This is a genomic window from Pseudomonas arsenicoxydans, assembly GCF_900103875.1.
Taxonomy (GTDB): Bacteria; Pseudomonadota; Gammaproteobacteria; order Pseudomonadales; family Pseudomonadaceae; genus Aquipseudomonas; species Aquipseudomonas arsenicoxydans.
In genome coordinates this window covers 4774455-4787065 of the sequence record NZ_LT629705.1, presented here as the reverse complement: position 1 = coordinate 4787065, position 12611 = coordinate 4774455, and the positions used below count along the sequence as shown (strand labels likewise).

Below are 12611 nucleotides of genomic sequence, written 5' to 3'. Positions count from 1 at the left end.
GGGAAATCGAAGAGGGGGGCGGATTGTACCGGCAGGTGCTGCCAAGTAGAACCGCCAGTAGCAGCTGCGTCGTGCTGCCTGGCAGCTGCTACAAGGGTGTTGCTACACGCGAAACTGCTTGAGCAATCCGTTCAACTGCTCGCTCAGGTCCTTGAGCCGAACACTGGCCATACTCGACTGCTCGGCCGCCAATGCCGTGCTGTGGGACAGCCCCGCAGCCTGGGTGACGTTCTGATTGATGTCTTCCACCACATGGGCTTGCTGCAACGTCGCACTGGCAATCGAGGCATTCAGTCCATTGAGGTTACGCAAGGCTTGCCCGATCGCATTGAGGCTGGCACCGGCCAGGCCTGCCTGTTCGATGGTCAGTTGCGAGGCGCGGCTGCTGTCGCCGATGACTTTGACCGCCGCTTCGGAGTGATTTTGCAGGCGTTCGATCATCGACTGGATCTCCGCCGTGGACTTTTGGGTGCGCTGGGCCAGTAGGCGCACTTCATCGGCCACCACCGCAAAGCCTCGACCTTGCTCACCGGCCCGCGCCGCTTCGATCGCCGCATTGAGCGCCAGCAGGTTGGTTTGCTCGGCGATGGAGCGGATGACCTCCAGGACACTACCAATCTGTGTGCTTTCAGCGGCCAGGGTGCGAATCACCTCGACGGCTTGATCGATGGTGCCGGACAGTTTGTCGATCTGCTGCAAGCTGCCATCAATATTGATTTGCCCCTGCTGCGCCTGAGATTCGGCATCGCGCATTTCGCTGGCCGCATGCTCGGCGTTCTTGGCCACATCCTGCACGCCATAAGTGACTTCGTTGATCGCAGTCGCCACCAACTCCATTTGCTGGGATTGTTGCTGGCTACGTTGCTGGGCCTGAGCCGCGTCGTTGCCAAGGTCGCTGGATGACTGCCCCAGCGCGCTGGCGGAGACTTGCAGTTCACTGATCACCCCTCGCAGCTTGGCGGTGAACGCATTGAAGTGGCGAGCCAGTTGAGTGACTTCATCGCGGCCGTGGGTGTCGAGGCTGCGGGTCAGATCGCTCTCGCCGCTGGCAATATTGGCCATGGCGTTCACGGTGTCCTGCAGCGGGCGCACGATACTGCGCGCAATCATGATCACCAGTAACACCATGATCAGCGCAATCACCAGTCCTACGACAGAAGCCTTCCACACCTGTCCATAGAATTCGGCCTGCATGTCATCAATGTAGACACCGGAACCAATCACCCAACCCCAAGGCTCGAACAGTTTGACGTAGGAGGTTTTTTCGATCGGAGCGCTGGCACCCGGTTTCGGCCAGCGGTAGTTGATCGTGCCGGCGCCCTTGGCTTTGGCGACGGCAACCATTTCGTTGAACAGCGCAAAACCGTCCGGGTCGCGGATCGCCGAAAGGTTCTGGCCATCCAGTTTCGGGTTCGCCGGGTGCATGATCATCACGGGCGTCAGATCGTTGATCCAGAAATAGTCATTCTGGTCATAGCGCAGACCGCGAACGGCTGAAAGCGCTTGCTTCTGTGCCGCCTCGCGGGTGAGCGTGCCGGCCGTTTCCAGGTCATGGTAGTAGCTTAAAATGCCGCTGGCGGTCTGCACCACATGCTGGGTTTTCTGAGCCTTGCCCTGATAAAGGTCGTCGTGGATCTGGTTGAGCATCAGCACGCCCAGCGTCAGCAGCATTACTACCGACACGATCAGGATGAGCCATAAACGTCGGCTGATCGACACATTGCGCAAGCTGTTCATAACGCTGTCACTCCGGTTTCTTGTTCTTGTAATAAACGATGGCCAGCATCCAACCACGCTTTGGCCTATCGGGCATATGCGACCCAAGTCTCATGACGCGGCAGCGTTATCGTGGCTTGTCTGATAGGATTTCGGCCCCGCGCGAAGAAACCTGAATCCAAGTTGATTTTTCACGGGATTTTTACCGGGTTGTCTGGATCCTGTGCGCGCGGAGTTCAGCTACGCTTGGCGCAATTGACGCTTAAAAAAACTAATGGGGCATGCCTTACGCATTGCCTTTGGGGGATTGATGGATCTTTGGACCGCCTTTCAGGCATTGATTCTTGGGGTTGTAGAAGGGCTGACAGAGTTTTTGCCCATTTCCAGCACCGGCCACCAAATCATTGTCGCGGATTTACTCGACTTTGGAGGCGAGCGGGCCATTGCGTTCAACATCATTATCCAGCTGGGGGCAATCCTGGCGGTGGTGTGGGAATTTCGTCGCAAGATCCTCGACGTGGTGACCGGTTTGCCGACGCAACCCAGCGCTCGCCGATTCACTGCCAACCTGCTGATCGCCTTTATGCCGGCCGTGGTGTTGGGCGTACTCTTTTCCAACCTCATTCATGAATACCTGTTCAACCCGATTACCGTCGCAACGGCGTTGGTCGTGGGCGGGGTCATCATGTTGTGGGCCGAGCAGCGTCAGCATGAAGTGCACGCTGAAACCGTGGACGAGATCACTTGGAAAGACGCATTGAAAGTCGGCTTCGCCCAGTGCCTGGCGATGATTCCCGGCACTTCGCGCTCCGGCTCGACCATCATTGGTGGTTTGCTGTTCGGGCTGTCGCGCAAGACCGCAACCGAGTTCTCGTTCTTCCTGGCCATGCCGACCATGGTCGCGGCGGCGGTGTACTCGGGCTTTAAATACCGTCACCTGTTCGTGCCGGCGGATTTGCCGGTGTTCGCCATCGGCTTCGTGACCGCGTTCATCTTCGCGATGATCGCCGTCAAAGCCTTGCTCAAGTTCATCGCCAGTCACAGTTACGCGGCGTTCGCCTGGTATCGCATCGTGTTCGGCCTGTTCATCCTGGCCACCTGGCAGTTCGGTTGGGTCGACTGGGCCGCTGCGCGTCCATGAGTGACTCCAGCGCGCGCAATAACCCCGGACGCCGATCCGGGGGAGAGCGGATCCAGTATCCACGGTTGAAACTGCTGGTATTGGCGATCGTGTGCGCGCTGCCGCTGACGGGCTCGATGTCGTTATGGTTGCGCGGGGTTTCGCTGATTCCCCTGGCGGCCTACGGCGTCGTCAGCGTGCTGGCGTTCTTTCTGTACTGGAGCGACAAGCGCAAGGCGCGTGCCGACAGTTGGCGTACCCCGGAGAACGTCCTGCACGCGGTGGAACTGGCCGGCGGCTGGCCGGGTGCCTTGCTGGCCCAGCAAGTGTTTCGGCACAAGACCCGCAAGGTTTCGTATCAGCTGGTGTTCTGGCTCATTGTGCTCGCGCACCAGGTCTTCTGGATCGACCAGCTGTTTCTCGGCGCGAACTTGTTGCGTCTGTTCTGAAAGAGCAGGCCTTACAGTAGCAACCCGATCTGGGTGCGCTTGGGTAGTTTGCTTACCACTAATTGGTGGGAACGTTGCAACAACCCTTGCAGCTCTTCGCTAGCCAGCGGGTAGGGCGTTTGCATGATGATCCACTGCGCCCGCGCCAGATACGGCGCCGGGTGAATCCCCGGACGGTCGCAGTGCCCCAGGAACAGATCCTTGTCGACCTTGAACGCGAGGGAATCGCCGCGCAGGTTCTGCAAGGCGAACATCTTGTTCCCGGCAATCGAAAACACCCGAACGCCTCCCCATTTATAGTCTTCCCGGGCGCCGGGCAGCGCGAGACAGAATTGCGCGACATCCTCTTCGCTCATGCGTCCAGCCTTCATATCAGTCGGTCCCCACACATATTGAATGATTCGATCAAATGGTCGAGCCAGGCACGTACCGCCGGCATCACCCCGCGCCGATGAGGGTAGACCGCTTGCAGCCAGCCGCCAGGCAGTGACCAATCGGGCAACAACTGCACCAGAGAGCCGTTTTCCAGCTCCTGCTCGCAATACATCATCGGCAGCATCGTGAAACCCTGGCCAGCGAGGGTACAGGCCTTGCGCACGATGAAATCGTCGATGCCCAATCGCGCTTCCAGGCTCAGTTCAACACTTTTGCCCTGTTGATCAAGCATGCGGATGTGCACCAGGCGGTCCGCTTCCAGCGCGCCGAGCACCGGCAAGGTTTTCAGGTCATCGGGATGGTTAATCTCGCGCTCATGCAGGAAGGCCGGGCTGGCGACCATCGCCATCTGCGCCTGGCGCAAACGCCGTGTCACCAGTAACGGATCCTCATCGCCCAGCTCGCGTACCCGCAGCGCGACATCGACACCCTCGTTCACCAGGTCGACGCGGCGATTGAGCAGCATCACTTCCAGTTGAACCTGAGGGTATTTTTCCAGAAATTTGCTGATCACCGACGGCAGCATTTCGTGGGCCAGCCCGACCGGGCAAGACACCCGCAAGCGTCCACGGGGTTCGCTTGACATACTGGCCACGGCCTCATCGGCCATCTCGGCCTCCAGCAGCATGGCCTGACAGTGGCGCAGATAACGTTCCCCTACAGCGGTCAGCTTCAGTTGTCGGGTGGTACGTTGCAGCAGGCGCGCGCCGAGGCGCTCTTCCAGCTCGGCGATACGCCGTGATAACCGGGACTTTGGAATCCCCAGCAGCCGCCCGGCAGCGGCAAAGCCACCGGCTTCGACCACTTTGGCGAAATAGTAGAGGTCGTTGAGGTCTTGCATGGATGGCGTCCGATTGTTCTATCAGTGAGACGAACTATCGCATCATTGCAGGCTAATCAGCTATTGGTTTCATCTGTAGGATCATCCCCATCAGATCGCCGGGTGGCGATCCTCACCTGGAGATCCCACATGAAACTGTTGCATATCGATTCGAGCATTCTTGGTGACAACTCGGCTTCCCGTCAGTTGAGCAGCGAAGTCGTTAAAGCCTGGCAAGCCGCGGAACCTACTGCTGTCGTGACTTACCGCGACCTGGCCGCCGATGCCATCAGCCATTTCTCCGCTACAACCCTGGTCGCCGCAGGCACCACTGCTGAACTTCGCAACGCCGCTCAACAGCACGAAGCCGAGTTGAGCGCTACCACCCTGGCCGAGTTCCTGGCTGCCGATGCTGTCGTCATCGCCGCGCCGATGTACAACTTCACCATCCCGACCCAACTCAAGGCCTGGATCGATCGCATTGCCGTTGCCGGTCAGACCTTCCGTTACACCGAAGCTGGCCCTGAAGGCCTGTGCGGTGGCAAAAAAGTCGTAATCGTCTCCACCTCCGGCGGCCTGCATGCCGGTCAAGCAACTGGTGTTGCTCACGAAGAATACCTGAAGGTGTTGTTCGGCTTCATCGGGATCACCGACATCGAGTTCGTTCGTGCCCACGGCCTGGCTTACGGTGATGAGGTGCGCACCAAGGCCATGAGCGACGCTCACACGCAAATCAGCGAGCAATTGTTCGCCGCCGCGTAAGGCTTGCGTAAAGACGACAAACAGCTCAGGCAACACCCCAAAAAACTCTGTATTCTGATCACGCAAGTGTCAGATACGGAGTTTTTTGTTTCTGACCGTTTCAGGTTGTGGCCCAGGTTATGCAGTCTAGGGTTATCGTCCCCGTTCTGTAACGACCTTGGTAGCTGCAATTACGGGCTCAAGGCCGCTTCCTCGGTATTTCGAGTAGAACGGGCTTTCCGGTCAAGTAACAAAGGGTAGGGCATCCGATGGTGCGTCTTTGTGCAACGTTACTGATTTGCCTGCTCAGCAGCCTGAATTCAGTGCACGCCGCGCCTGCGCCGCATCCTCACTGGAGCGTCGGTTTCCATGAGATGAGTTTTCTCGACCCTCTGGATTTGCAGCCGATGCGCGCCATCGCGTTCTATCCCTCGAGCGACAGGGAACACTCCAGCCTGCTGGAGGGGTACACCGTCGAAGCCGGCGAAGACACCCGGGTTGCTATCGGGCGTTTCCCGATGCTGATGCTGTCCCACGGCAACACCGGAACCCCGCTGGCCCTGCACGACCTCGCGACCTCTCTGGCGCGCAAAGGGTTTGTGGTGGTGGCGGTGATCCATCCCGGCGACAACTCCACAGACCACAGCCGTCTCGGTACGTTAAGCAACCTGTACGGCCGGCCTATCCAGATTTCCGAAGCCATCACCGCGACCCTCGGCGACCCGATGCTCGCGCCTTTCGTCAATGCTGACCAAGTCGGCGTGATCGGGTACTCGGCGGGTGGCGAGACGGCGTTGATTCTGTCCGGCGCCACGCCTGACCTGGATCGTCTTCGCCGCTATTGCCAGGAACGCCCGGACGACCGCGATGCCTGTAACACTAAAGGTGAGCTGATCGTCGATCGCGACGACTTGCGGCCGGTGGCCGATCCACGCGTCCATGCATTGCTGCTGATGGCGCCGCTGAGTTTGAAATTCGGCCGCCAGACTTTGGCCGACGTGCATGTGCCCGTGCTGCTTTACAGTGGTGATGGCGACAAACTGGTGGCTTACGACAAAAACGCGGCGGCGCTGGCGCGCAAACTGCCGACCGCACCTGACTTCAAACTGCTGGCCGGGGCAGGGCACTTCGTGTTCCTGGCGCCGTGCAATGAAGAACAAATCATCGCCATGCCGGCCTTGTGCACCGACGCTGACGGCGTCGACCGCAAAGACATCCACCGCAACATGGTGTCCGAAGCCGATCGGTTCTTCTCGCATGCTCTGGGCAAACCAAGCCGCGCCGGCATGCAAACCGCCGACCAGTGAAATCACCACCTCCCATGTAGGTCCTACGCGTGTTTCAGACCATTGCGCGACGTTTTAGTAGCAGCGTCAAGCCGAGGCCCGTCACTGACAGCAACGCCGCGCTGAAGAAGATCCACGAATACCCCAGGTTCAACGCGACCGCACCCATCAGCGGCCCGGCAATCGCCAGCGCCAGATCGAAAAACACCGCATAAGCACTCAAGCCCGCGCCGCGACTTGAGTTGGGCACTTGTTTGATCGCCTCGACACCCAACGCTGGATAAACCAGCGATAAACCAAACCCGGTCAGCCCGGCGCCGATCAACGCATAACCGGTCGAGGGCGCGAGCCACAGCAGCACCAGGCCCAGGGTTTCGATGGTCATGCAGGCGATGGCCGAGGTGAAGCCCCCGAAGCGGCTGATGCTGGAGATGAACAGCAGCCGCGCAAGAATGAAGCACACGCCAAACACCGTGAGGCAATAAGCAGCGCCGGCCCAGCCGCGACTGATGTAATAAAGCGTGATAAAGGTGGTCAGGGTGCCGTAACCGATCGAAGCCAGGCTCAGGCTGGCACCAAACGGAGCGATCCGCCCGAACACCGCCCAGAACGGCAGGCGCTCCCCGCGAATCACCGGCACGGAAGGTTTGTTGCGGATCAGCAGTAACGCCGCCAGAGCCAACAGTGACAACACAATCCCCAGGCTGGCGAAGCCATATTCACCGACCATCACCACGCCCAAGGGCGCGCCGATGGCGATGGCGCCGTAGGACGCGATGCCGTTCCACGAAATCGAACGGGCAGTGTGTTCGACGCCGACCTGGCCCATGCACCAACTGATCGTGCCCACTCCGATCAATCCTTGTGCGATCCCCAGCAATAAGCGACCGGCAATGAGGATCAGCAAACTTGGCAACGGGTAGCTTTGCAGCAAGGTTGAAATCAGCGTCAGAACGCCGCTCAACACGATCCCCGACAACCCGTAGACAATCGCCCGTTTGGTGCCGATGGTGTCCGACATGCGCCCGGCCATCGGGCGACTGAGCAAGGTGGCCAGGTATTGCGAGCCAATGGTCAGGCCCGCGATGATTGCGCTGAAACCCAACTGCTCATGGACGTAGCCCGGCAACACCGCAATCGGCAGGCCGATGCAGAGGAAGGCAATAAAGGTGTAAAAAACGATGGAGACGATCTGCAGGGTGATCGCCATGGAGCTTTGCAGGGGCAATTGCTGCGATGACATGAGGGCTCGTTCGCGGGCGGCGGTGGGAGAGCTGCATCATGGCGTGGGTCTGAAATAAAGGAAAGCAGGCTAACGATCAAAAGATCGCAGCCTCGTTTCACTCGACAGCTCCTACAGAGAACGCATTCCAATGTAGGAGCTGTCGAGTGAAACGAGGCTGCGATCTTTTGATCTTAAAAAAAAGCCCCGTCACCAGGACGGGGCTCTTCATTTATAGCGAACGTTTAGAACACAACGCCCTGGCTACGCAGGTAGTCGTCATAGGTGCCGCTGAAGTCGATCACACCGCTAGGGCTGAGCTCGATGATGCGGGTGGCCAGGGACGATACGAACTCACGGTCGTGGCTGACGAAGATCAGCGTGCCCGGATAGTTCTCCAGCGCCAGGTTCAGCGCCTCGATGGATTCCATGTCCAAGTGGTTGGTCGGTTCGTCCATGATCAACACGTTCGGCTTTTGCAGGATCAGCTTGCCGAACAGCATGCGACCTTGTTCACCACCGGAGATGACCTTGACCGACTTGAGGATCTCGTCGTTGGAGAACAGCATACGGCCGAGGGTGCCACGAACGATTTGCTCGCCGCCCTGGGTCCATTGGCCCATCCAGTCGAACAGGTTGCAGTCGTCTTCGAAGTCGTGCGCGTGGTCCTGGGCGTAGTAGCCCAATTCCGCGGCGTCGGTCCACTTCACGGTGCCGGCATCCGGGGTCAGTTCGTTGACCAAGGTGCGCAGCAGGGTGGTTTTACCGATACCGTTCGGGCCGATGATCGCAACGCGTTCGCCGGCTTCAACCTGGAAGCTGAAGTCCTTGAACAGCGGCTTGCCATCGAAGCCTTTGGCCATGCGCTCGACGATGACCGCCTGACGGTGCAGCTTCTTGGTTTGTTCGAAGCGGATGAATGGGCTCACACGGCTCGAAGGCTTGACTTCGGCCAGCTGGATCTTGTCGATCGCCTTGGCGCGGGAGGTCGCTTGCTTGGCTTTCGAGGCGTTGGCCGAGAAGCGGCTGACGAACGATTGCAGTTCCGAGATTTGAGCTTTCTTCTTGGCGTTGTCCGACAGCAGTTGCTCGCGGGACTGGGTCGCCACGGTCATGTACTCGTCGTAGTTGCCCGGGAACAGGCGCAACTCGCCGTAATCCAGGTCAGCCATGTGGGTGCACACGCTGTTCAGGAAGTGACGGTCGTGAGAGATGATGATCATCAGGCTGGAGCGCTGGGTCAGAATGTTTTCCAGCCAGCGGATGGTGTTGATGTCCAGGTGGTTGGTCGGTTCGTCGAGCAACAGCACTTCAGGATCGGAGAACAACGCCTGGGCCAGCAAAACGCGCAGTTTCCAGCCCGGGGACACTTCACTCATCGGGCCGAAGTGCTGCTCGATGCCGATACCCAGGCCCAGCAGCAATTCGCCGGCACGGGATTCGGCGGTGTAGCCGTCCATTTCGGCGAACTCGGTTTCCAGCTCGGCCACGGCCATGCCGTCTTCTTCGGTCATTTCCGGCAGCGAGTAGATGCGGTCGCGCTCGGCCTTGACCTTCCACAGCTCTTCGTGACCCATGATCACGGTGTCGATGACGGTGAATTCTTCGTAGGCGAACTGGTCCTGGCGCAATTTACCCAGACGCACGTTCGGCTCGAGCATGACCTGCCCGCCGGATGGCTCAAGGTCGCCGCCGAGGATTCTCATGAACGTCGACTTGCCGCAACCGTTGGCACCGATCAGGCCGTAGCGGTTGCCCGCGCCGAATTTGACCGAAACGTTTTCGAATAGCGGCTTGGCGCCGAACTGCATCGTGATGTTAGCTGTAGAGATCAAAGGTTTTTCCTGCGAAGCATTCAGAATAGCTAAGGGTGCGGCAGTACCGATTCAGTACCCGTTTCCGGTTTTCGAACCACAGGAAATGCATCCCGGTCAGAAGCGGAAGGTCCATCTGGCAATAAGTGGACAGCAGCAATGGAGCGCTTGGCCCGAGTCGAAGTGCGCTGAGACGGGGTTCATTCCCGTCATCAACCAAGGGGGGCGCGTAATGTTTGGCGGCGATTGTACTGGTCTGGCTCTTTAAACGATAGGGCGTTGAGACTCCGCGGGCACTTTGGTGGCATCAGCGGACAGATTTTCACATTTGCAAGCTAACTATTTGTTACAAACCATGGCTAAAATGCCATCTATCGAGCTTTTGCCGACAGTCGGCACAGGCTCAAGAACGCATCATTGAGACCGCTGTTGTGTATTCAGACGCTGCACACAAGCCCAGGGGCGCGAGGCCTCCCGGGAATGCAGTTTGTTTACTTCTGACGTGTGACGATTTCCCGTGAAACTGATAATTGCCGCTATATATGTTGTCTCCATTGCGTACGTCCACCTGCGCGGTCGGGTGCGCCACAAACTGGGCCGTCAACTGAGCGATCACTCGACGTTTCTGGCGCCGATCAATTGCTTCCTCTACTTGTTCTCGAAAATCCCCAACAAGCCTTACCTCAATCCGGCCGACTTTCCTGATCTGAGTCCGTTGCAGGACCATTGGGAAGAAATCCGCGCCGAAGGCCAGAACCTGCTGCAGGCTGGTGAAATCAAGCGCTCGAATCAATACGACGATGTAGGCTTCAACTCGTTTTTCAAGACCGGCTGGAAGCGTTTCTACTTGAAGTGGTACGGCGACAGCCATCCTTCAGCCACGAAACTCTGCCCACGCACCACTGAATTGCTGCAGGGTATTGGCTCGGTAAAAGCGGCAATGTTCGCCGAACTGCCACCGGGTTCCAAACTGGTCCGTCACCGCGACCCGTATGCAGGCTCGTATCGTTACCATCTGGGCCTGAACACGCCAAACGACCCCGGTTGCTACATCAATGTCGACGGTCAGAATTACCACTGGCGCGACGGCGAAGCGGTGATGTTCGACGAGACGTTCATTCATTACGCTGAAAACACCACGCAGCAGAACCGCATCATTCTGTTCTGCGACGTTGAGCGACCGATGAAATACCGCTGGGCAGCGGCCTTCAACGCCTGGTTCAGCCGTAACGTGATGTCGGCCGCCGGTGCACCGAACGAGGTAGGGGACAAGACCGGTGGGATCAATCGGTTATTCACCAAAATCTACAAGATCCGCTTGCGCGGCAAGGCGCTGAAGAAGACTAATCGCAAGCGGTATTACCTTGAGAAGTGGGCGCTCTTCGGTGGGTTGCTGGCAGTTATTGTGCTGATCTGAATGTTGAGCTGTGGCGTATGGCCTCTTCGCGGGCAAGCCCGCTCCCACAAGGTTCAGCGCTTGCCGCCAATTATTGAGCTGACACTGAACTCTGTGGGAGCGGGCTTGCCCGCGATGGGACCTTAAGCCCCACCGCAAAATCATCAATCAGCCACGAGAAGTCTTCGTGGCTTTTTTCTGCGCAGTCGGTTTAGTCGCCGGCTTGGCCTTGCCGGCACTCTTGCCGCCCAGGCTGCGTTTAAGCAATTCAGTCAAATCAATAACGTCAGCGGTTTTGCGTTCTTCTTCCCCGGTCGCTGTCTCGACATCCTCGATCTTGCCTTCATTGGCTTTCTTCTCGACCAGCGCCATGATCTTGTCTTCGAAGCTGTCGCGGTAGTCCTCGGGGCTCCAGTCGCCGCTCATGTCCTGAACCAGTCGCTTGGCCATATCCAGCTCACCCTTGGCCAGTTCGGGTTTGGTCACTTCAGTGCCGAGTTCCAGCGTATCGAGGCTGCGGACTTCGGCAGGCCAGCGCAACATCACCAATACCAGCGCCGACTCCAGTGGCATTAGTGCGGCCAGATGCTGTCGGGTATGCAGCACAACGTGCGCCAGCGCGACTTTATTGGTTTTGCTGAGGGTTTCGCGCAACAGCGCATAGACTTTTCCGCCGCGTTTATCCGGTGCCAGGTAATAGGGCGTGTCGATGTTTTGCAGGGGAATCTGGTCGCTGTCGACAAAGGAAAAGATGTCGATGGACTGCGTCGATAAGGGGTGCGCCGATTTGATTTCCTCTTCGCTGAGGACCACGTAGCGACCTTTCTCGTACTGCACACCTTTGACGATGTGCTCTTTGGTGACTTCCTTGCCAGTGACCTTGTTGATGCGCTTGTAGCCCACCGGCTCCATGCTGCGACTGTCCAGCCAGTCAAAATCCACGCCCTGGGAAGACGTCGCCGAGACCAGCGCCACAGGGATATGCACCAGACCGAAACTGATTGCGCCTTTCCAGATTGCCCGTGCCATGGTCGCCTACTCGCAAGTGATGTGTTCAGGTGACCTGCGTCGCCGCGAAAAAGTTTCAGCGGGCTGCGGTCCGGTTTTGCTGGGCGGTCACCCGGTGTTACATCTTGTGAAGGAGGTTTTGGTTAACAAATCCGAACCCCCGGCGTAGCGTGCTATCGAAGACCCTATCCACGCTGGCGTAGAGAGGCTCCCCATGAACAGACTTGTATTCGTCTGTACGGTATTGGCATTCAGTGGCCTGCTGAACAGTCTGGCCCAGGCAGCGCAACCTTCATCAATGCTGCTGGCGCAGAGCCCGACGGGCACGTCGAGCAATCCTTACAACAGCCCGATTCACCGGGCCAATCCCAATAGCATGCAAGGCACGCAACCGAGTGCCCCGACGATTCGCGGGCCGAACACGGTGCCGGTGCCACGGCCGCCGACGCTCGACAATGGCGGCATCGGCAATCGCTACCCACAGGATCGGTCGCCGCCCGCCAACCCTCCGAAATTCATTCCCAATCCGCCGCATCGAGACGACGACACCAATAACCGTTGAACGGCAGTGTTTTTGCCGGCCATTTGAACGACAAAAGGATTC

12 protein-coding genes are annotated in these 12611 nt (G+C 58.4%); 6 read left to right on the top strand and 6 right to left on the bottom strand.

Going from position 1 to position 12611, the window contains the following annotated elements:
• Positions 1–102: 102 nt before the first annotated feature.
• Entirely contained in the window at positions 103–1737 is a 1635-nt protein-coding gene (locus tag BLQ41_RS22320) for a methyl-accepting chemotaxis protein (RefSeq protein WP_090184420.1), read from the bottom strand.
• 289 nt (positions 1738–2026) lie between these two features.
• Here BLQ41_RS22320 and BLQ41_RS22315 point away from each other — a divergent pair, with 289 nt between their 5' ends.
• Both BLQ41_RS22315 and BLQ41_RS22310 read left to right on the top strand, forming a co-directional pair.
• Entirely contained in the window at positions 2027–2857 is an 831-nt protein-coding gene (locus BLQ41_RS22315; RefSeq protein ID WP_090184419.1) for an undecaprenyl-diphosphate phosphatase, read from the top strand.
• Positions 2854–3285: a DUF1294 domain-containing protein gene (locus BLQ41_RS22310; protein WP_090184416.1), complete on the top strand. Its 432-nt coding sequence runs from the start codon at positions 2854–2856 to the stop codon at positions 3283–3285. Before BLQ41_RS22315 ends, BLQ41_RS22310 begins: the two co-directional genes overlap by 4 nt.
• An 11-nt stretch (positions 3286–3296) precedes the next feature.
• Here BLQ41_RS22310 and BLQ41_RS22305 read toward each other — a convergent pair whose 3' ends face one another.
• Both BLQ41_RS22305 and BLQ41_RS22300 read right to left on the bottom strand, forming a co-directional pair.
• Positions 3297–3656: an MmcQ/YjbR family DNA-binding protein gene (locus tag BLQ41_RS22305; protein ID WP_090184414.1), complete on the bottom strand. Its 360-nt coding sequence runs from the start codon at positions 3654–3656 to the stop codon at positions 3297–3299.
• Positions 3653–4561 carry a LysR substrate-binding domain-containing protein gene (locus BLQ41_RS22300; protein WP_090184410.1) on the bottom strand — a complete coding sequence of 303 codons (909 nt, stop codon included), beginning with the start codon at positions 4559–4561 and terminating at the stop codon, positions 3653–3655. The genes BLQ41_RS22305 and BLQ41_RS22300 overlap by 4 nt, the downstream gene beginning before the upstream one ends.
• Positions 4562–4690: 129 nt before the next feature.
• On the opposite strand from BLQ41_RS22300, the gene BLQ41_RS22295 reads away from it, so the two are divergent.
• A complete protein-coding gene (locus BLQ41_RS22295) occupies positions 4691–5302 on the top strand; it encodes an FMN-dependent NADH-azoreductase (RefSeq protein WP_090184407.1) in 612 nt (203 codons plus the stop codon).
• A 248-nt stretch (positions 5303–5550) separates the two neighbouring features.
• Positions 5551–6588: an alpha/beta hydrolase family protein gene (locus tag BLQ41_RS22290; RefSeq protein WP_090184404.1), complete on the top strand. Its 1038-nt coding sequence runs from the start codon at positions 5551–5553 to the stop codon at positions 6586–6588.
• 34 nt (positions 6589–6622) lie between these two features.
• Here BLQ41_RS22290 and BLQ41_RS22285 read toward each other — a convergent pair whose 3' ends face one another.
• Both BLQ41_RS22285 and BLQ41_RS22280 read right to left on the bottom strand, forming a co-directional pair.
• Positions 6623–7810: an MFS transporter gene (locus BLQ41_RS22285; protein WP_090184401.1), complete on the bottom strand. Its 1188-nt coding sequence runs from the start codon at positions 7808–7810 to the stop codon at positions 6623–6625.
• A 224-nt stretch (positions 7811–8034) separates the two neighbouring features.
• Positions 8035–9624: an ABC-F family ATPase gene (locus BLQ41_RS22280; protein ID WP_090184398.1), complete on the bottom strand. Its 1590-nt coding sequence runs from the start codon at positions 9622–9624 to the stop codon at positions 8035–8037.
• Between the two features lie 496 nt (positions 9625–10120).
• On the opposite strand from BLQ41_RS22280, the gene lpxO reads away from it, so the two are divergent.
• Positions 10121–11020: a lipid A hydroxylase LpxO gene (gene lpxO, locus BLQ41_RS22275; protein WP_090184395.1), complete on the top strand. Its 900-nt coding sequence runs from the start codon at positions 10121–10123 to the stop codon at positions 11018–11020.
• Between the two features lie 147 nt (positions 11021–11167).
• Here lpxO and ku read toward each other — a convergent pair whose 3' ends face one another.
• The gene (gene ku, locus BLQ41_RS22270) at positions 11168–12028 is read right to left on the bottom strand and encodes a non-homologous end joining protein Ku (RefSeq protein ID WP_090184391.1); all 861 of its coding nucleotides are present in this window, start codon (positions 12026–12028) and stop codon (positions 11168–11170) included.
• A 193-nt stretch (positions 12029–12221) separates the two neighbouring features.
• Between ku and BLQ41_RS22265 the strand changes: the two genes are divergently transcribed.
• Positions 12222–12569 (top strand): hypothetical protein, encoded by a 348-nt coding sequence (locus tag BLQ41_RS22265; protein WP_090184389.1) that lies wholly within the window; start codon positions 12222–12224, stop codon positions 12567–12569.
• The last annotated feature ends 42 nt before the right edge of the window (positions 12570–12611 follow it).